Source organism: Shewanella spartinae (assembly GCF_019457555.1).
GTDB classification, from domain to species: domain Bacteria; phylum Pseudomonadota; class Gammaproteobacteria; order Enterobacterales; family Shewanellaceae; genus Shewanella; species Shewanella loihica.
On sequence record NZ_CP080418.1, the window covers coordinates 522,965 to 543,547 of the forward strand.

Below are 20,583 nucleotides of genomic sequence, written 5' to 3' on the forward strand. Positions count from 1 at the left end.
GCTGATCTTTTATAAAACCCAGTTAAAAAAAATCAGATTTTTTTTGTAAAGCCCTTGGATCTGCTAAACCTTATCCCCATATATCGAACATCCCGCGGCGAAAGCTATCTCGCCGCACTTTTAATTTGATAAACCGCCAACGTTTGTTGGGCAAAAAAATCATTAGGAGAGTCCGTAGATGAATATTCGTCCATTACATGACCGCGTCATTGTTAAGCGTTCTGAAGTTGAATCAAAATCAGCCGGTGGCATCGTACTAACAGGTAGTGCAGCCGAGCAGTCAACTCGCGGTGAAGTTCTTGCAGTAGGCAATGGCCGAATTCTTGAAAATGGCACTGTGCAGCCACTGGACGTGAAAGTCGGTGACATAGTGATCTTCAACGAAGGTTATGGCGTGAAGAAAGAGAAGATCGATGGCCAAGAGGTCTTGATCCTTTCTGAATCAGATTTGATGGCTGTAGTGGAATAATCCACTCAATATCCCGTTTAACCAGAATTTTATTAAAGGATACAGAACATGGCAGCTAAAGAAGTTTTATTTGGCAATGACGCTCGCGTAAAAATGCTTGCGGGCGTAAACGTACTGGCTAACGCAGTTAAAGTTACTCTAGGCCCTAAAGGCCGTAACGTAGTTCTAGACAAGAGCTTCGGCGCGCCGCTGATCACCAAAGACGGTGTATCGGTAGCTAAAGAGATCGAACTGGAAGACAAGTTCGAAAACATGGGCGCGCAGATGGTGAAAGAAGTTGCTTCTAAAGCCAACGACGCCGCCGGTGACGGTACCACTACTGCAACCGTACTGGCACAAGCTATCGTAACCGAAGGCCTGAAAGCCGTTGCCGCTGGCATGAACCCAATGGATCTTAAGCGCGGTATCGACAAGGCGGTTGTGGCTGCTGTTGCCGAGCTGAAGACCCTGTCTCAAGAGTGTAGCGACACTAAGGCTATCGCTCAGGTAGGTACCATCTCTGCTAACTCTGACGAGTCAATCGGCGAAATCATCGCAACTGCGATGGAAAAAGTCGGTAAAGAAGGCGTGATCACAGTTGAAGAAGGTCAGGCCCTAGAGAACGAGCTGGACGTGGTTGAAGGTATGCAGTTCGACCGTGGTTACCTGTCTCCATACTTCATCAACAAGCCAGAAACTGGCAGCGTTGAACTTGAAAACCCATACATCCTATTGGTTGACAAGAAGATCTCTAACATCCGTGAGCTACTGCCGATCCTTGAAGGTCTGGCGAAAACCGGTAAGCCACTGATGATCATCGCAGAAGACGTTGAAGGCGAAGCCTTAGCGACTCTGGTTGTGAACAACATGCGTGGCATCGTTAAAGTAGCCGCGGTTAAGGCACCTGGTTTCGGTGACCGTCGTAAGGCAATGCTACAAGATATCGCTATCCTGACTGGCGGTACTGTGATTGCCGAAGAGATCGGTCTTGAGCTTGAAAAAGCGACTCTGGAAGACCTAGGTACCGCTAAGCGCGTTGTGATCACCAAAGATGACACTACCATCATCGACGGTACTGGCGAGCAAGAGCAGATCTCTGCCCGCGTTGCCCAGATCAAGCAACAAGCCGAAGAGACGACTTCTGACTACGACCGTGAAAAACTGCAAGAGCGTATGGCTAAGTTGGCCGGCGGTGTTGCAGTGATCAAAGTTGGCGCGGCTACCGAAGTTGAAATGAAAGAGAAGAAGGCTCGCGTAGAAGACGCGCTACACGCGACTCGCGCTGCCGTTGAAGAAGGTGTGGTTGCCGGTGGTGGTGTTGCCCTGATCCGCGTTGCCTCTAAGATTGGCGAGCTGGACGTGGCTAACGAAGACCAGAAGCACGGTGTAACTATCGCACTGCGCGCCATGGAAGCGCCACTACGTCAAATCGCGACCAACGCAGGTGAAGAAGCCTCAGTGGTAGCGAACAACGTGAAGAACGGCTCTGGTAACTATGGTTACAACGCTGGTAGCGACGTGTATGGCGACATGCTAGAGATGGGTATCCTTGACCCAACTAAGGTGACTCGTAGCGCGCTACAGTTCGCTTCATCTATCGCAGGTCTGATGATCACCACCGAAGCTATGGTGGGTGATGTACCACAAGAAGCTGGTGCTGGCGATATGGCCGGTATGGGTGGAATGGGTGGTATGGGCGGAATGGGCGGCATGATGTAATTCTAGCTGGTTAAAATCGTCTATAGCGGCGTTATCTTGCCACTCGTTTAGACAGCTAAACGTCGCGGCAAGATGCCTTGCTCTAAAACGATTTTTCCTGCGCTAGAAGTAATGCTGGTCTAAAACCTAACAGCCTGAAACCAAGTTAATTTAATAGTAAAGCCCCGATACCTAACGGTATCGGGGCTTTTTATTTGTGGTGAGAGAGTGAGTGGCGTAGTTTTGCCACATTCTTGTAAGGTGTTAGCAGACAGCTAAACATCACGGCAAGATGCCTTGCTCTAAAACGATTTTTCCTGCGCTAGATTAATACTGGTCTAAATCGTTTATAGTGGCGTTACATTTCCGCTTGTGTAAGTGAACTACACGTCGTGGAAAAATTCTTGCTCTAAAGCGATTTATCCTACGTAAAATAACCTGTAAAGTTACAATAGCTATATCAAAAAAAGGGAATCCAAAGACTCCCTTTTTTGTGTCCTATAAAAATTAGGGGTGATAATTTAGGATATGGCTTAATAGGTTGTGAGTATTAGTTCTCGAATTATAAGTTATCAGCAGAAACAGCAAGACTTCCTAAAAGGAGGGTGAGTTTCAATCATGAATATAACGTTTATAGATGCTGGTTTTTTCTTATAACGTCAATAGTTCATTTGTAATAAATATGTTGATTACAAGGAGGGTAATTGTGAGAGTAAGTGGTTTTACCATAGATGATGTGCTTTGGGCTGAGTTAAGAAAGTGCCAAAAAGGTAGCATTAAAACTGCACTTAGCTATGTAAGAAGGCCACTGAACGCTGAGGCTAAATCTTGCTTAATTAGCTTACCGACAGGCGCGGGTAAATCAGGTGTTATTAGTGTTATCTGTCATAAGGCTACACAGAAAAAAGTACTGGTTTTATGTCACCGTAGGGCTGTATGTAATCAACTGCTTGATGACATTAATGGTAAATTCTTCAATGAGCGTGCAGAGGGGGAGGATATTCCTCTTAAGCCGGCTTTTAGTATAGTTGATGACACATCTGCTAATGGCGTGTATGTGTCAACTTTTCAAAAGCTACAAACTTTCACTCAAGCCCAGTTAGATGAGCTGAAGCAGAATATTGAATTGGTTATCATTGATGAAGGTCATGCCGAGCCATCTCCAGTTTGGCGTAATTTGGTACGCAACATTGAAGCACATAAGATAGTTATTACAGCAACGCCATACCGTAATGACCTATTTCAGTTTGATATTGATGCTAACGCTAGTTACATATATACCTTTGAAAAAGCGCTTGAAGACGGTGTGCTAAAAGAGCCTCAGTTTGAAACTATCCAAGCTGATGAGTTAAGCGCATCCATTCGCCATTTCTTAAACAATAATCCTGGTGCCAAATGTATCATAAAAGCTAATAAATTTAGTGATGTAGAACATTATTACGCTTTATTAAATGAGCAGTTTAATTTATTGGCGATCCATGAGCAGTTCACGGCTGATCCACGTGAAAATGCGAAATCATCCGTTCCATCTAACCTAAATAGTTCAAACTATGAAGTCATCATTCATCAACGTAAGCTTGATGAAGGTGTTGATATTCCTCAAGCAAAGCTGCTGGTTTTAACCTATGCGGTAAGTAGTGGCAGGGAGTTAGTTCAAACTATAGGGCGAGTGGTTCGTCTGTTCGGCGAGGTTGATCCAAAGGTTTTGGAGCTCGGGCAAAATGCAAATGAACAGATGTGGCGCAATTATCGAATATTTGACTCATCGATCAGTGATGATAGTGCGGCCAAGAAGTTTATATCTTCATTAGATGTAAATAGGCTCATTGAACTATATTTAGAAGCTTTTCCTGATGCTAGTTACTATGGAAATCGTTTCTTAAGTAAGTTTGATCTCAATACCTTTAACCCCGAAGCCTCGCTTAACATTCCTACTGCCTCGGTTTGTTTTCTTAACCAATCAAGAAACTTCAATATTGAGGTTATGTTAGATGCGTTGTACTGGCGATGTAATAACGCAGGTGAGTTAGCAAGGAAGATTGATACAGACTATGGGATTAAAGTAATTGTCTCTATTGCATTTAATCGTTCTAAATTTCTAGCTGATAAGTTTTTCTTTGAACCATCACTGGAGATCACTCTGTTTAAAGAGATTGCTCAAAATATTGTTGCCATTTATGACAGTCGAGGGCGTAGATTCAATGGCGATAAGGATTTAAATTTAGGCTCTGCGGTGACACAAGATCAACTGTTAAAGGTCATGTCTCGAGGTGTCTCTGTCAAAACAAAAGAAACAAGCAGTAAGTCAGTTAGCTCTGCCAGACGGCGACCTGAAAGTGTTGCTGTAAAAGGGCCTAATTTAGAGGATATGTCCGATTTACAGAGTAATGCTGCATATAGGCTTGCGACTTTGAGGTGTGATACATATAACCAGTTTGATCAAAAGTCTGGCAGTTATTACGTAGGGGTTGATTCTGGCCGAATTTCTGACCAAAAAGAAAGTTCATTTAGCCTAAGGGACCTGAATGATTGGTTAGAGGGGATGGAAGCTATGATTTTAGGCAACCCCGCAATCACGAGTGGGTTAGTACACTCTTTTGCAAAGCCTATTCCTGTAAATGTCGACTTGGGTATTGAGAGTTTAATTTTTGACTTTAGTGAGTTTGAGCAACCTATATCTATACTCGTAGATGGAGAACGTTTTATTCTAGAAAATGAGTTCATATATAGACAGTACGATGATGGATGTTTGTTAAATGCAGAGGTTGAACGGAGCAAAGTCAAAGCAACTTTACAGGCAGAAGAGCCATTTCTAGTGCTAACTACGGATGAGCAAATACTGTATTCATTAGAAGATGGAGTGGAACCTAATCTTGATCTAGTTGAACTACTAACAAAGTACTTACACAAAGCCCTATTGGAAAATGGTGTGGGTTATTCACAGGGGAAATTCTTCGAACTTAAATTGCCTGTGGAGAATGATTTTGATATTGCCAATTCACAGTTAGCAAATGTGGTTGTTGGTATGGATACATTAGTGGGTGCAAATCTAGACGAGAAAGGCCTTAATAATGGTGTTTATCAAGTTATTAACCAGGAGTTTAGTGCAAACTCTATCTTTTATCTGTTAGACCAGATTAAGAGCAATGCTTTAGATAATCCGACACTTCGCCAATTAGGTCCATTTAATCAATATATTCCCGCAGCAGATCTAGTACTCAATACTGATATGGGGACTGAACCTGCCGACTTTATCCTCTCTTCGCCAGAAAAATTAGTTTATGTACATGTAAAGTGTGGTTCATCACAAAACCCTCAATCATCAGCTGGCGCACTTGCTGAAGTTGGCTCCCAAGCCATAAAGAATATTGAGATGTTAATTAGCGGTAATTCCAACTTAACGGCTGCAAACTGGAATCGTTTGCTGGGGCCTTGGCCTCAAAATGGTGCTGCTCAGCAAATGCATGAAAGAATCAGAATGTTTAAAGGTGAGCGCTTCCAAGCTGCTAATAATAATGAACGAGAAGCGATGACTGAAGAAGTGTGGGACATTATCGCACAAAGAAGACGCTCAAGCAGAGTTCATAAAGAAGTGTGGATTGTCGCCGCTAATAGTTTCTCGGCTAGTCATTTCGAAACGCAATTAACACGTGGGCACAATGCGTTAAGTGAGTCATTACAAGCCTACCAGTTAATTCAAAGTTGGTTGTCGACGGCAAATAGCAATGATGTCGACTTGAAAATATTTGTATCTCCTTAACTCTTGGGAAAAGTAGTCAATCCAGGGAATTTGATATAACAATAAGTGGGGTTAATAAGTCCTTGCCTTATGCCGACTCTCTGGTGAGAGCGGCGCCATCCCTGACATTCATTCGCACAATCTAGTAAGCGCTTAAATATTGTTTTAACAACAAAATATTAACTTATCCTACAGTATGGCCGCCGCGCAAGGCAATAGTGAACAAGATACCGCTCAGGAATGGTCGGGACCGTCAGAATAGTGTCGATGATGTTTTGCGGTGTTAGAGACTCTGAGAGTGTAACAAATGACACTTTTGGCCCATTTGCTAACCCGAACAGATGAAAGGTGTATGATGTTACACTTTTTGCTCTATTGGTCTTGTTAATACTCAAAAAGTGTATGTTGCTACACTTTTATGTTGAATCATCCCTTTATCGTGGCTAAAGTGTAGCAAAGTACACTTTATGGTGATCTTATGAGCTCCTCGTTAAACCAAGATTCGTTGGGATTGCTGATTAAAACCCGCAGGAAGGAAGCTGCGCTGACTCAAGAGGTGGCGGCAATGTTGTGCGGTGTCACTAAGAAAACCTTGATTCGTGTCGAGAAGGGCGAAGATGTCTACATCTCTACCGTATTCAAGATACTTGATGGTCTGGGGATTCGGCTCGCTGTCGAGTCAAAGTCGGATGCCGGCTCAAGTGAGTGGTACTAGCCATGGCCGAATCACCAATCCTTGTGTTAGATATGCTACTTGGTGACCAGCTTATCGGCGCGTTGTCATTTAATCCAAGCGATGAGCGTTTTGCGGTCAGCTACACTCAAGCCTGGCAGCAAAGCGGTTTTCCGTTATCACCTATGGTCCCTTTGGATGGCTCGGGTAGCAGTACGCAAATTGCCATGTTTCTGGTTAATTTACTGCCTGAGAATAAGGGGCTCGATTATCTTGTTGAATCGCTTGGTGTTGCAAAGGGCAATACCTTTGCGCTTATTCGGGCCATTGGCCTAGACACTGCGGGTGCCATCGCCTTTTCTTCTAACGGTTCTGCATTTCCACCGACAACATTCCGGACTATCAGTGACGATGAGATCGTTCAGCGACTGGAAGATCCTGAGTTCTGGCCGATGGAGATTTGGGATGGTAGACCCAGGCTGTCGGTGGCTGGGGTACAGTCAAAGTTAAATCTCTTCTTTAATGGTGAGGAGTTTGGCTTCGGTGAAGGAGCACTGTCATCGACACATATCCTGAAGTTTGAACAGCATCCGCATCTGGTCATCAACGAGTTCCTTACTATGCGCTTGGCTAAGGCGCTGGCCTTGAATGTCGCGAATGTCGAGATTCGTTGTTTTGGCCAGTATAAATCCTTGTGTGTCGAACGTTTCGATCGTCGCTATCTGGCCGATGAAAACAGGGTGCAGAGGCGGCACATTATCGATAGTTGCCAAGCCCTTGGTTTTAGCGTCAACAAGAAATATGAACGTAACTTTGGTAGTGGACGGGATGTCAGGGATATTCGTGAAGGTGTCAGCCTGCCAAGGTTGTTTGGCCTAGCTAATCAATGTATTAATCCTGCAGCAGCCAAGCAGGATATGTTGCGGTGGACGCTGTTCAATTTATTGAGTGGCAATGCCGATGCCCATGGGAAAAACTACTCGTTTTTTATGACGCCTAAGGGGATGTCACCTACACCTTGGTATGACTTAGTTTGTGTCGCCCTGTATGAGGATTTTGAACAAGAGTTGGCAATGGCGATAGATGATGAATTCGATCCCAATAAGATTTATGCCTATCAGCTTGCCGCTTTTAGCGAAGAGGTGGGATTACCAAGAGCCTTAATCGTAAATAGCCTGGATAAGATGCTAGTTAAGATAAGGCTCGAAATTGATGGTGTCATCGCCATGCTCAAAGACTTGGACGAAGATGAGCAGGCTTTTGTGGAGGCATATAAGGCACAATTGCTGGCCAGGTGCGAACGTTATTCGGCGATCGCTCCTGAAATCAAGGCTATTGAGCTTTAACCCTTAACAGGCCATCGGCATCAGCCGAGCTGTTTTTAATGATTAGGACAAATTTCCTTAAGTGGATCTATGGTATGGATACACAACATGTATGAAGATCTTATGCCGGTTTTGGTGATCGCCGTGATGCTGGCGCTGCTCGTTGCGGTCATGCTTTTTATCGAGGGACGACGTAAGCCGACCATAATGCCGGGCTGGTTAGACTTGCAGGGCTTTGAGCGTCTGTTTATCTACTGGGATGCGCCGAGTGCGAAGGAGTATGGCGAAAAGCATCCTCGCCGTTATCAGCGTCTGCTCGAGGCCTGGCAAGATCTGCCGCCAGAGGAGGCTTGGTTTCACTATAACCTCTCCTGTATCGGCGTGACGCCTGTGGGGGCGAGTGTGCGTAGCGCGAAACGTTGGTGTCAGAAGGCCTGGCTGAATAAGCAGGATGTTGAGGCGGCCTATCATCTGGGGATGATGCAGCTTATGGGCTTAGGTGGGGCGCCGGAGTATCGCTCGGCGTTGACACTGTTTGAGGCGGCGGAGCAGGGGGGCATCATACGCGCGACTACTGCTCGCGGCCTGATGTTGCTGCGTGACCCTGGTTTTATGAGTACTGGCTATGTAAATACTGGCTTTGGCAACTCAGATATAGGAGATTCTGGCTTAGCAGAGGACTGGCCAATCGAGATGCCCAAGGCGCAGCGCCACGCCGAGGCGCTGGCCTGCTTCATGGGAGCGTTTGCACAGGGCGATATGTTGGCGGCGCTTAACTTGGGTTACATGCTGGAGCATGGCCTTGGTTTAGATGCGGGTGCAGAGGCTGAGCGCGCGGCCAATCTGGATCGCGCCATCGAGAGTTATCTGCTGGCAGCAGAGGCCGGATTGCCGGCCGCTCAGTATCGTCTGTCTATGCTGTTTGAGGATCGCGGCGAGCTGGTCGATGCCTATCGCTGGGCCTATGTTGCCGCGGCCTGCTCTGAGTCCGACATCCCCATGGCTCGCAGCCAGAGGTTGGCAACCTTGCTGGATAGTTGCACCCTGCAGCAGGCGCAGGAGTCGGCCAGAGCAACCGCCCACAGGATAATGACGCCACGTGTGCTCGCCATGCTACATAACCTTAAGCATCTGCGCAGTGCGGCTTAACCCTTTATCTGGCTCTCTGCGCTAACGCTCGGCTTTAACCTGAACAATTACCCATTTTTAAGATTTGCCTCAGCTTGCTTGGGTAGCATGGTGACTGTTTTGTGTCTGGAATGGTTATCAAAGGGAGCGAGCGGCATGGGAAATCAGCATTTAAATGGGACTAAGCGGGGGCCTTGGATGGCGATTGGGGTGAGTCTGGCCGTGGTGGGCCTGATCGCGCTGCTGCTTATGATGATGCCCAAGGGCTTCAAGGCGACCCATGAGGAGATAGGCAAGGGCACGCCGGCCCTGGTGTTTGTCTACGACCCTAATCTGGCGGTGAGCCATACTCAGACAGAGCAGATGAACGAGGCGCGGGGCCATCTAGGCGATAATGTACTGTTTCTGCTGGCGAGAGTCGGCACCCCTGAGGGTGAGCAGCTGATCGCCAAATACCGGGCGGGCGCCGCCGAACTCCTGCTGTTTGATGGCTCGGGCAAGCTGGTTAAGCGCCAGCTTGCGGTGCAGGATGCCAATCAGTTGATGCGCTGGGTACGTTAATCCCTCGTTGGGCGCGTTTTCGGGCGCGCCGCCTATCTTTAATCGCTAATCCTTCAATACCAATTCTTTGCTGCTAGTTACTCAGTGCTAGCCATTGTCCCTGCAGCCCGCCTTAACCTAAGTGTTTCCAGTTTGCTGAACATTTGTTAATCGAAAAAGTCGTTGTTGAAACCCGCTGGGGTGGTAAAATGCCGCTCGGCTTGCGGTTGCTGCTGTTTAACACGGCAACAAATACGCAGCCCCATAACTCCTAACATCTTATTTTTCCTGACTAATCATTAGAGTGTTTATGAAACGGATTTTATGCTTGTCCCTGCTGGCCTTTTCTCAAATGGCCGCCGCCGTAGAACCCCTGATTGAAACGCCAAAAGATATGCAGCCTACCTGGGTCGATGAGATCCTGGACGTCTTCGGCGCCGACGGTGAGTTTGACGAGAGCAAGACCATAGACATGAGCTACCTGCCGACCGCCTATTACACGCCCGAGAAGAAGTTCGGCGTGGGCCTGCTGATGGTGGGGCTGTATAAGACAGATGGCGCGGCGCCCGAAGAGCAACCCTCTTCCCTGGTGCTGAACTCCTTCGTGTCGATGAACAACTCCTACGGCGTCGAAGTGGAAAACATGACCTTCTTCAACGGCGGCAAGCAGCGTCTGCTGCTGGGGCTGGAGCTGCACAACGAGGCGTCTGTCTACTATGGTCGTGGCATAGCCGATGGCAACATCGACAGCAATCACCATGAGTTCGACGAGCAGCTCTATAGCTTCACGCCGCGCTGGATGACTCAGGTGGCCGACAACTATTTTGTTGGCGTGGGCGCCGACTTTACCTACGCCAGTGCCGACAAGTTCACTCGGGTAGAGGGCGATATTCCCCTGCCATCCGACGGCATCTTGCCAAGCAACTTCAGCTCGGGCCTGGTGGTGACCAGCATCTATGATTCCCGCGACTACCGCCTCAACGCCACCAAGGGCTGGTTGTTGCAGCTTGATGCGGGCCTGTATCAAAACAGCGAGTACGACAGCTTTGCCAAGTATGACCTCGAGCTGGCCAACTATATCGATCTCAGCACCACCTCTTTGTTGAGCCAGATGCCAGGGCTTATCGCCTGGCAGGTGCAGGGCCACTTCACCAGCGGTGACGTGCCCTGGAACATGCTGCCGGATCTCGGCGGTTCCAGCGCCATGCGCGGCTACATCAAGGGCCGCTACCGTGACAAGCAGATGATGATGGGCCAGGTCGAGTACCGTCTGCCTATCTTCCAGCGTTACGGCATGGTGTTCTGGGGCGGCGTGGGTAGCGTGGCCGACAAGGTGAGCGATCTTAACGATGAGCTGCTGACCTCTTATGGCACAGGTTTCCGCCTTAAGATCAAAGACAACATCAACCTGCGTCTGGACGTGGGTGTCGGCGAGAACGAGACCAACTTCTACCTCAACGTCAACGAAGTCTTCTAGCCATGACAGTGCTGCCTGCTCGATTGTGTGTTAACGCCAAGCCTATGCTTGTCGCCTCGGCCGTTGTTGCGGCCCTGGCTTTGAGCCAGTGCGCGAAGGCGGACGAGACTCAGAACCGTGATGCACAAGACAAGGCTGTTATCGATGCGGCCCCTAAGCAGAAGCCACAGTGTACTCGCCGCTCGGATTACGACATCTATCTCAGCGGCATACACACGGGCACCATGAGCCGCACCGAGCAGTGGCAGGGCAAGCAGGCAGTAGTGACTTCAAACAGTGAGGCCAGCATCTTAGGCATTGGCACCCGCTATCGGCAGCGGGCCGAACTCAGCTGGTCAGAGGCCACTGAGGAGTGGATCACCCAGGCGTTTCATCAGCAGGTGAGCGGCTTTCGCGCCAGAGACATGCAGGTGCGTTTCAGTCAGAATGGCCGCGCCGCGCGGGTGGATCTGGATGGTGAGGTGACCGACTACCACTCCAAAGACAAGGCCCTGCGGGACGTAGACACCCTGGCGATAGAGATGCGGCGGCTATTGATGCAGGGCAGGCACCAGTTTGCCTTGGTTCGTCAGGCGTCCGATGCCATGGAGCCCTATCAATTTTATGTTAAGGCTCCGCAAGCCGCCGAAGTGGCGCCTTGGGGCCAATTGATGCTGGTACCCGTGGAACAGACTGGCGCCGAAGAGGTGACCTACTATTTCGCCCCCGAGCTGGACTATCAGCTGATCAAGGCGCGCTATCACGGCATCTTGCTGCAGGGCCTTATCGAGCTGAAGCATTACAGCTCGAGTTGCGAATCCGCCCCCTCGGCGTGAGTCGCGCGCTTTCTTTCTTATCCAAGCGCGGCGGCTAACATAAACGCTCAAGATAAACGCCCAAGATAAACGCCTAGCTTAAGCGACTAATTTAAGCCAAGAGCCTGCTAGTTGGTTTCGTAGTGGGCGATCGGTAGCTGACTGACGCTGTCGAGTCGCCAGGCACCTTTCTCGTAGACGAAGCTGACGCTGTGCAGGGTATCCTTGAACTCATAGCGTTCGCTTGATTTGGGCAAGGCATCTTTAAATTCGATCTGAATGTTTTGGTAGCCTTGCTCGAGCGACATCTTACTCAGATGGCTGGGCAGGTCTATCAGGCGGCTCAGCGCCTTGTCTAACTCACGATCCTTTATCGGTAGCTTAAGTTTAAACTGCTCGCTGAACAGCGCCGAGAAGGCCTGTTTATCTTTGCTGTGGGTGTAGGCGGCGACAGTCCAGTCGGCCAGCAGCAGTTCGAATGCCTTGTCGGCCTGGGTGAGCGAGGCGATAGGCGTCTTGTTGTCGTTGGCTAGGTATGCCTTGAGCGTCGCCTCGGCTTCTTGGTAGCCGTCGATGAAGATCTGCGCCACCTGAGTCGCCGCCGGATCTTGGCTCGCCTTAAGCTCATCGGTTACGGTCGCGATGGCGTCCCCGCGGGCCTGCCAGCTGTCGAAGCCCTTCATCAGGCCTTGGAGTGAGGCCTTATGTTGTTTCACCACCTCGGCAACGGCCTTATCCTGTTGGCGCGCCTGTCTGATCTTAGTGCCGACATACTCGCTGTAGGTGCCGCTGAGCAGGCTGGCTGGCGACTCGAAGTAGAGACCCGCACCGCTGTAGGGATCGACCCAGAAAGCGCTGCTATCTATCGGCGCCATGGTCTTGGGCGTCATGCCGTTAAAGTAGAGATCTGTGAGTGTCGTCTTGTGCTTAGTGAAGAAGGCCGCTATCGCCTTGCTATCCGTAGCGGGCACTTGCCGGTATTGCGCCGCTAGTTGCTGCAAGCCTTGGGATGCCTGGATTCTCTGACTGGCATAGTAGCCGCAGCGCAGGTCACAGGCTTGCTTGGTCAGGCTAGAGGCTGGCCCTATGTTGATTGTCTTGCTCTGCACGAAGACCTCGGCGGTATAGATGCCCCTGGGGATAGCGCCGCTTTTATCCATCAGGTAGATGGTGTTGTTGGGGCTATGGCGGCCGACGACCTGGAGATCTTGCTTGCTGGCGCAGAGGGAAAAGTCACGGCTGGTGACCGGCAGCTCCTTGTTATAGGTGGAGACCACTAGCTTCTCCAGGCTGACGCCCTCGGGCACTGTGCCTGTGATGCTGAGATCACACTGCTGAGCGTTAGCGCTCATTGTCATCGCGCCTAAGCCTAGGCCGATGATTAGACATCCTTGTTTCATAAAGCTTCCTTGTCGCTATTAAATTAAATTGACTTTATATGCTTCCCCAGCGGCACCATTGTCGCTCACAGGGGATACCGTCGCCATCGCCGTCCATTTCTGTGCCCGGGCAATGACGAAGGTAATAGGTGGCCTCCTCGCAGGAGCGCATATGACTGCAATGTGTCTTACCTGCCTCACAGCGAAACTTAGGCGTAGCCGGTTGCCACTCTTGGGTCTCGACTGTAGGGAGTTCTTCGTAGGTGATCACCGGAGTGGCATTGAGTGCCTGATACTGTTTAATGGCGAAGCTGCCGATACTTACCAGTATGATAATGAAGATCATCCGCTGTAGGCGTGAGCCGGAGCGACGATGGGAATAGTGGGACGTGGGCGTATGGTCTTTATATTGGGAGCGAGTCGGTTTATTCGCGAGGCCGGAGGTTACGCCCGATATGACGGCGACCCCCTCGATGCTGGCTTTAATCGCCTTTATCTTGCCATCACTCTGTTGCTGGCTTTGATAGACAATTTCGTCGCCTACCACAGGCTTTCTGGCCATCTGTTTCAGGGCGGAGATATGGATAAACACATCTTGGGCATTGGGCGTATTTGGCTTGATAAAGCCAAAGCCTTTGTCGTCGTTCCAGCGAACCAGTGTGCCTCTTTCCATGGCAAAGGTTGTCCTTTTTTGAATTGTTTTGCTATCGATGCAGTCGCTAAGCAATGATTTTCACTCAGCTTTTTATCTATGCTATCGCGAATGCTCCCGCTTTGTCATCAGCTAATGCTGACCAGGTTCAGCACCCAACCCATCAGGGTGAAGGCGACCAGTAGCAGGGCAAACAGCAGGGCTAGCAGGCGCCACTGCATCACCTGTTTGAGCATGACAAATTCGGGAAAGCTGGCGGCGACCGTGCTCATGCAGAAGGCCAGTGTGGTGCCCAGGGGCACGCCTTGGATCAACAGGCTCTCCAGCACCGGAATCACCCCGGTGGCATTGGCATACAGGGGGATGCCCATCAGTACGGCGATGGGCACTGACCACCACTGGCCGTCGCCCAGGTTGGCTTCAAGATAACCTGCGGGCACGAAGCCGTGTAGCGCCGCGCCGATACCGACTCCAATAATCACCCATTTCCACACGCGGCCGAAGATGGTGAGCGTCTCCTCCTTGGCGAACTGGTGACGCTGGCGCCAGCTTATGCCGGGCGTGCTCTCGTCTGGCGTGTAAGTGTCAGATGCAGAAGTTGAAGTTTGCGTCTGGGTGGCGCCACGTCGGTAGGCGTTGGCGGCGAGGGGCTGTAGCCAGCGCTCGGCATGCAGTAGGTCGAGCAGGGCGCCGCCGAGCATGCCAATGGTGATGCCGGTGAGGGCGTAGAGCAGGGTGATCTTGGCCCCCAGCAGGCTAAACAGCAGCAAGATGGCCACCTCGTTGATCAGCGGCGAGGTTAGCAGGAAGGCCATGGTGATCCCCACGGGGATCCCCGCCGTGGTAAAGCCGAGGAACACGGGAATGCTGGAGCAGGAGCAGAAGGGGGTGATGGCGCCAAAGCCGGCCCCCAAGCCATAACCCAGCAGCTTAGGCTTGCCCGCCAGATAGTCGCGCACCCGCTCGACATTGAGCGCGGCTCGTAGCCAGCCGATCAGGTAGATCATCACCACTAAGAGGGCGAAGATCTTGCTGGTGTCTTCGACGAAGAAGTGCAGCGCCTGTCCGGCGGCGCTCTGGCTGGAGAGGCTGAGCAGATCGTAGACCAGGAGATCGGCGAGTTGGGTAAACCAGGCTAGCATGGGGCCCCCTTGAGGTGACTGAGGCGCTATTGCACCTTGTTGATCTTGGTCAGCAGCTGGGCGAGCTCGTCCTCGCTGGGCAGGCGGCCGGCGGCCAGGACTTCGCCGTCGATCACTATGGCTGGGGTCGACATCACGCCGTAAGCGGCGATCTGCGCCATGTCGCTCACCTTGGTCAGCTCTATATTGAGGTTAAGCGTTTCGGCGATCCTGGCGATGTCGCTGGCGAGGTTAGTGCAGCGTTTACAGCCGCTGCCGAGTACTTCTATCTTCATCTGTTTCCCCTTATCTCACGGATTGAATAGGTTTGGCTTTATCTACTTTGGCTTTATCTGTTTTGGCTGCTAATGACTTGGCGCAGCAGCCGGGTGATTGCGCAAGGGCGGTCTCGATACAGCTCAGCATGCCGAGCAGGCAAGGCGTCTCCAGCCGGTAGTAGATCTGCTTGCCCTCGCGGCGGCTGGCGACTATGCCCGCCTGCCGCAGTAGCGCCAGATGTTTGGAGACGGTGGAGATGTCGGCGTCGACGCCATCGGTCAGCTCGCAGACGCAGCGCTCCTGATGTTCCAGCTGTTCAACCAGCCAGAGCCGGGTCGGGTGGGCCAGCGCCTTGAGCAGGGCGGCGCGGTTGTTGAGTCGCTGCTGGGCCTGAGCTTGAGTCTGGATCTGTGCCGTCGTTGATTTCATGGTGCGCCTCAAAAAGTGGAGCCTTCATTTGGCATAATAGCCAAATGTTCTGGGGTGAGTCAGCTTTATATCAAGGGTTTAGCTCGGGTTTGTGATGGGCCTGTCAACTGCAGAAGGCTTTGTGAGCCTTGGCTGATTTGCAATCTGAGTGAAGTAGATTTGCAGTTTGTGCAACTCTGCCTGGCCCACTGTGTGAGTGCGTTTGATGATGTGGCGAAAATTTGTACTTCGGCCACTTGGTGATAGAGTGAACAGATGCTGATCACAAGGAATTAAGATGAAGGCACTCAAATTATCCCAGAGGCTGGCATTGATGCCTGCTCTGTTAATAGGGCTTGGCCTGTTTAGCGCCCAGGCGTCGGCCAGCAATGGTTTTAACAGTGAGGCGAGTCACGCCGCCGGAGGCGCCGCCATGGCAGGGGCGCTGGTGTGGGCATCGGATGCCTGGACGCCTCAGTATGACAGGGCCTGGGTGGGCTTCTCCGTCAGCGCCGCCATCGGCATCCTGGTGCAATATCATGAGTACGACAAGGGCACCAACACCGCCAGCGAAGCCCTGCTGGACGCCGCCTCTCACACCCTGGGGGCTGCCATCGGCGCCTATGTGACCGACGGCTATCTGCTTAGCCCTGTGGTCAAGCCCGAGCCGGGCGGCAGTTATGTGGGCGTGGATCTCTCCTTTCGTTTCTAGCGCCTTCCCTCTTTGGTGACTGACGCTGGATGGCGTTTGACAGATTAAGCTTGGTTTAAGTGTTAGGGCCGATCATGTTGGCCAAATCACAATAAAAACAACTTGAAGGAGAGGACGCGTGAAGAAGATAGCCATTTTGTTGCTGTGCATCTTGATGCCGGTGACGACGGTTTTTGCCCAGACGGGCAAGCCCCTGTCGGTGGAGGTGCTGTGGCAGCTCAGCCGAATAGGTAACCCCAGCATTTCCCCCAACGGCGATTACATCATCGCCCCAGTGACCGAGTACGATGTGCCCGAAGACAAGGGCAATACCCAGCTGTGGCTGTTTAGCCAAGATGGCAAGCAGCAGCGGGCGCTGACCGCCAAGGGGATGCGGGTGAGCGAGCCGGTATTCTCGCCAGACAGCAAGACCCTAGCCTTTATCAGCAAGCGCGATAAGGACGAAGCTGGGCAGATCTATCTCTTGCCTATGGATGGTCCGGGCGAGGCTCAGCGCCTGACCGATGTGCCGAGCGGCGTCTATGGCCTCAAGTGGGTGGGCGAGCACCTCTACTTCATCAGCTCTGTCTATCCGGGTAAGAACTGGAAAGAGATAGGGGAGCAGCTCAAGGCCGATAAGGACAAAAAGGTGTCGGCCCATCAGTGGAACGCGCTGCCTTATTCGAGCTTCGATCACTGGATAGACGAAGGCCGTCAGGCCCATGTATTCCGTATTGCCGCCAAGGGTGGCGAGGTGGAGGCGATCACTCAGCCCCTGAATATCGAGCTGCCACGCTCGTCCCAAAGTGCGGGCAGCTATGACATCAGCCCGGATGAAGCCTGGATCGCCTTCAACGCCAACGGCAGCGACAACCAGGTCAATCCTAAGCTAGATCTCTTCCTTGCGGCCATCGGCAGCGGCAAGGCGGAGAACATCACCTCAGACAACCTGGCGCCAGACGCCAGCCCGCAGTTCAGCCCCAACGGTAAGGCGTTGGCCTTCACCCGCCAGCACATTCAGGGCTTCTATGCCGACACCGCCAAGCTGATGCTGTTCGACTTGAAGAAGCGCAGCACTAAGATGCTCGCCAAGGATTGGGATCGCTCTGTGGCCCGCTTCGTGTGGACCCCAGACAGCAAGGGCTTCTATGCCGCCATCGACGATGCGGCCACCAGACGCCTGTACCATATCGACGCCAAGAACGGCAAGGTGAAGGCGATCACCAAGGCGACCAATTTCGGTCAGCCTGCCATCGCCAACAATGGCACACTAGTGGCGGCCAACGACAGCTTCCTCTACCCGGCGCGTTTGGTGAAGGTGAATGGCAAGAACGGCAAGACCAGCCGTTTGGATAGCTTTAATGACGAGATCCTCGCGGATGTCGATCTGGGCAGCTATGAGTCGGTGACCTACAAGGGTTATAACGACCAAGAGATCCAGATGTGGGTGCACTACCCTCCAGGGTTTGATCGCAGCAAGAAATATCCGCTGATGATGCTGGTTCATGGCGGGCCGCACAACGCCATATCGGACGGTTTCCATTACCGCTGGAACGCCCAGACCTTCGCCTCTTGGGGTTATGTCACCGCCTGGCCAAACTTCCACGGCTCCAACAGCTTCGGTCAGGCGTTTGCCGACAGCATCAATCCGGACTGGAAGAACAAGTCACTGGAAGATGTGCTCAAGGCGGCAGACTGGTTTAAGCAGCAGTCCTGGATCGACGACAAGCGCATGGTGGCTGGTGGTGCCAGCTATGGCGGTTACCTGACCTCTATCATTCTGGGGCAGAAACATCCCTTCAATGCCCTGTTGATCCACGCCGCCGTATACAACATGTACTCGCAGATGGCGGCGGATTTCTCGGTGCACAGCCCACGCTTTGGCAACTACTGGGATAACCCAGAGATCTACCAGTCTATCTCGCCTCACTACGGCGCGGGCAACTTCAACACCCCGACCCTGGTGATCCATGGTCAGTTGGATTATCGCGTGCCTGTGGGCCAGGGCTTCGAGCTGTTCAGAACCCTGCAGACTCGCGGCGTGGAGTCGCGCATGATCTACTTCCCCGATGAGAACCATTGGATCATGAAGCCCAACAACTCCATCTACTGGTATCACCAGGTGAAAGACTGGATGACCCGCTTCGCCGAGCCGGGTGGCAAGTAGCAGAGCAATCTAGCCATTAAATCAGCAATAAAAAAAGGCTGCCCCAATTACTGGGTGCAGCCTTTTTCGTATAACAATTTGCTTAGGATTTTTGTAGCTGGGCCTTGGCGGCCTCGACCTTGGCGAAATCCAGGCCTAGCTCGGTCACCGCCTCTTTGATCAGGGCGGGATTTTGCATCACCAGCGCCATCAGCTGCTGTAGCTTTTCCGGGGCGATCCCCAGCTGACCAATGGTGCCCATGGCCATCAGAGGGTTTTCGGTCAGGGCCTGAAACAGCTCCTGGATCTGCGCGTCGCTGACGTTGTGTTCTTTTAAGATCGCAATAATCGGATTCATTGCACTACCTTATCTCGGTTGAAAGTAAAACAGGCCGCAAGTGTAGCATCCTCTGCGACCAGCTCAAGCGATAGCTTCTAATGCCAAAGCTTCTAGCGCATGCCACAGCATCTAGTTCATGCCACAGTTTCTAGTTCATGCCATTGCGCTTGAAGCAGTCCACATAGGCCTTGTCCTCCTTCTGGATGTGCTGGCTGAGCCAGCTCTTCAGAAATGCCATCAACTCAGCGCCAATATCTTCGCCCTGTTCCACCCGGCGCTGAAACGCCAGCACCTTGCCCACTAGCTGGTGGTGAGAGTCGGTATGCTGCTTATCCTGGGGGTAGCCAAACTGCTCGAACAGCGTCTCTTCATACTTGAAGTGATTGGCTGTGTAGTCGATCAGCCCCTGTACCACCCGCTTGATGGAGGCCAGGCCATAGTTGTTGTTGAGCAGGTAGTAGAGCTCGTTGATCAGGTGTACCAGAGTCTGGTGCTGACGGTTGATCTCGGCAAGGTTGAGATCCAGGGCATCGCTCCATTCGATCAGCTTGTCGCGGCGTGTATCCTCACGGCCGATCTGCTGGCTGTCGGTGGCAAAGCGGTGCAGCAGGGAATCGATCTCACCCGCTAAATTACGCACCGTGATGCTTGCCAGCAGTGTCTCCTGGGTAGCCTTGACGTTTTCATCGGATACCTTGTCGACCTCCACCAGACAGGTTTCCAGCATCTGAGTCTGCTCGACCTGATGCTGGGAGGCGACGGCGATCTCCTGGCCCAGGGCGTCGATGGCGTCTATCTGGCTTACCAACTCTTCGAAATGGGATTCGGCCTCGTTGGCCACGCTCTGGGAGTGTTGCACGCTCTGGCGGTTTTTCTGCATCGCCGCGATGGCACCATTTATCTGGGTCTGCAGGTTGACTATCTTGTTGTTGATATCTTCGGTGGCCACCTGGGTGCGTAGCGCCAGGGAGCGAACCTCGTCGGCGACCACGGCGAAGCCCCGGCCCAACTCGCCGGCGCGGGCACTCTCGATGGCGGCGTTGAGCGCCAGCAGGTTGGTCTGCTCGGCAATCCCCTTAATGGTTTCTACCACCTGACCTATCTGCAGGCTCTCCTGCTTGAGCTGCTCGAAGTTCTGGTCCGAGGCGGCAAACTGTTCGCCAACTTCTTCCAGCGCCGTCTCGAGGGAGCGCATCTCCTGCTTACCACGATCCGCCTGACGCTTGGACTCGCTGGCCAGCTGTGAGGTGGACTCACAGAAGGAGGAGACTTCGGCGGTGGTCTCAAACAGCTTGGAGACTATCTGTTTGGCCTCTTCGACATCGCCCTTCTGTCTGAGGGCGCCGGTTTTGGAGACTTGGGAGTCGGCCTGCACGGTATCGGCCACCCTGACCAGCTGCTGGGCAGACTTGCTCAGGGAGAAGACGGTGCGCGACACATCCTCGCCTATCTGATTGAAGGCCTTAAACAATGGGCCGCCGAGGGCCTCCTGGGTGTCGAGCCTTACCCTGAGATCGCCCTCGGAGAGATGGATGGCGGCGCTGTGCAGCCTGCCGAACATGCTATTCAGGGCTAGTAGCACAGAGAGGATAAACAGGTAATCGATAACTAACAGGGCCAGCCAGCCCCAGGCGCCTTGGCGTATCAAGAGGTAGGCTATCGGTACCAGTGGCAGGCCGGTCAGCAGACTCCACTGCAGGGCGCTAAGCGAAGCGATCCTTTTCGCAATTTTATCAATCATTCCC

Annotated in this window: 18 protein-coding genes; 11 read left to right on the forward strand and 7 right to left on the reverse strand. The window is 52.0% G+C overall.

The genetic code is table 11. From position 1 onward, the window contains the following. The first annotated feature begins 178 nt into the window (after positions 1–178). The 9 genes from K0I31_RS02405 to K0I31_RS02445 all read left to right on the forward strand — a co-directional run bounded on the left by K0I31_RS02405 (position 179) and on the right by K0I31_RS02445 (position 11,843). Positions 179–469: a co-chaperone GroES gene (locus K0I31_RS02405; protein ID WP_011864277.1), complete on the forward strand. Its 291-nt coding sequence runs from the start codon at positions 179–181 to the stop codon at positions 467–469. Positions 470–517: 48 nt separating this feature from the next. Next, on the forward strand, positions 518–2,167 hold the full coding sequence (groL, locus tag K0I31_RS02410) for a chaperonin GroEL (RefSeq protein WP_220079771.1): 1,650 nt from the start codon (positions 518–520) through the stop codon (positions 2,165–2,167). Positions 2,168–2,852: 685 nt separating this feature from the next. Next, on the forward strand, positions 2,853–5,906 hold the full coding sequence (locus K0I31_RS02415; protein ID WP_220079772.1) for a DEAD/DEAH box helicase: 3,054 nt from the start codon (positions 2,853–2,855) through the stop codon (positions 5,904–5,906). 457 nt (positions 5,907–6,363) lie between these two features. After that, complete coding sequence (locus K0I31_RS02420) at positions 6,364–6,600, forward strand: helix-turn-helix domain-containing protein (RefSeq protein WP_011864284.1); 237 nt, start codon at positions 6,364–6,366, stop codon at positions 6,598–6,600. A 2-nt stretch (positions 6,601–6,602) separates the two neighbouring features. After that, complete coding sequence (locus K0I31_RS02425; RefSeq protein ID WP_220079773.1) at positions 6,603–7,904, forward strand: HipA domain-containing protein; 1,302 nt, start codon at positions 6,603–6,605, stop codon at positions 7,902–7,904. A gap of 87 nt (positions 7,905–7,991) precedes the next feature. Then, positions 7,992–9,032 (forward strand): tetratricopeptide repeat protein, encoded by a 1,041-nt coding sequence (locus K0I31_RS02430; protein WP_220079774.1) that lies wholly within the window; start codon positions 7,992–7,994, stop codon positions 9,030–9,032. Positions 9,033–9,167: 135 nt separating this feature from the next. Further along, positions 9,168–9,572, forward strand: coding sequence for a hypothetical protein (locus tag K0I31_RS02435; protein ID WP_011864287.1), 405 nt, complete (start codon positions 9,168–9,170; stop codon positions 9,570–9,572). A 289-nt stretch (positions 9,573–9,861) separates the two neighbouring features. Beyond that, positions 9,862–11,028 carry a BamA/TamA family outer membrane protein gene (locus K0I31_RS02440; RefSeq protein ID WP_220079775.1) on the forward strand — a complete coding sequence of 389 codons (1,167 nt, stop codon included), beginning with the start codon at positions 9,862–9,864 and terminating at the stop codon, positions 11,026–11,028. 2 nt (positions 11,029–11,030) lie between these two features. Then, positions 11,031–11,843, forward strand: a complete 813-nt coding sequence (locus tag K0I31_RS02445; protein ID WP_220079776.1) for a hypothetical protein — start codon at positions 11,031–11,033, stop codon at positions 11,841–11,843. Positions 11,844–11,950: 107 nt separating this feature from the next. On the opposite strand, the gene K0I31_RS02450 is transcribed toward K0I31_RS02445, so the two are convergent. The 5 genes from K0I31_RS02450 to K0I31_RS02470 all read right to left on the reverse strand — a co-directional run bounded on the left by K0I31_RS02450 (position 11,951) and on the right by K0I31_RS02470 (position 15,682). Beyond that, on the reverse strand, positions 11,951–13,222 hold the full coding sequence (locus K0I31_RS02450; protein ID WP_220079777.1) for a hypothetical protein: 1,272 nt from the start codon (positions 13,220–13,222) through the stop codon (positions 11,951–11,953). 34 nt (positions 13,223–13,256) lie between these two features. Then, a complete protein-coding gene (locus K0I31_RS02455) occupies positions 13,257–13,874 on the reverse strand; it encodes an excalibur calcium-binding domain-containing protein (RefSeq protein ID WP_220079778.1) in 618 nt (205 codons plus the stop codon). Between the two features lie 107 nt (positions 13,875–13,981). Beyond that, positions 13,982–14,995, reverse strand: coding sequence for a permease (locus K0I31_RS02460; protein ID WP_220079779.1), 1,014 nt, complete (start codon positions 14,993–14,995; stop codon positions 13,982–13,984). Positions 14,996–15,021: 26 nt separating this feature from the next. Then, positions 15,022–15,270, reverse strand: coding sequence for a thioredoxin family protein (locus K0I31_RS02465; RefSeq protein ID WP_220079780.1), 249 nt, complete (start codon positions 15,268–15,270; stop codon positions 15,022–15,024). A gap of 10 nt (positions 15,271–15,280) precedes the next feature. Further along, entirely contained in the window at positions 15,281–15,682 is a 402-nt protein-coding gene (locus K0I31_RS02470) for an ArsR/SmtB family transcription factor (RefSeq protein WP_220079781.1), read from the reverse strand. 277 nt (positions 15,683–15,959) lie between these two features. On the opposite strand from K0I31_RS02470, the gene K0I31_RS02475 reads away from it, so the two are divergent. Then, positions 15,960–16,373 (forward strand): hypothetical protein, encoded by a 414-nt coding sequence (locus tag K0I31_RS02475; protein WP_220072972.1) that lies wholly within the window; start codon positions 15,960–15,962, stop codon positions 16,371–16,373. A 118-nt stretch (positions 16,374–16,491) separates the two neighbouring features. Continuing rightward, complete coding sequence (locus K0I31_RS02480) at positions 16,492–18,519, forward strand: S9 family peptidase (protein WP_220079782.1); 2,028 nt, start codon at positions 16,492–16,494, stop codon at positions 18,517–18,519. Between the two features lie 82 nt (positions 18,520–18,601). Here the strand turns inward: K0I31_RS02480 and K0I31_RS02485 are convergent, their stop codons facing one another. Beyond that, positions 18,602–18,856 (reverse strand): DUF2999 family protein, encoded by a 255-nt coding sequence (locus tag K0I31_RS02485; protein WP_011864297.1) that lies wholly within the window; start codon positions 18,854–18,856, stop codon positions 18,602–18,604. Positions 18,857–18,986: 130 nt separating this feature from the next. Beyond that, positions 18,987–20,579, reverse strand: coding sequence for a bacteriohemerythrin (locus K0I31_RS02490; protein ID WP_220079783.1), 1,593 nt, complete (start codon positions 20,577–20,579; stop codon positions 18,987–18,989). Between the last annotated feature and the right edge of the window lie 4 nt (positions 20,580–20,583).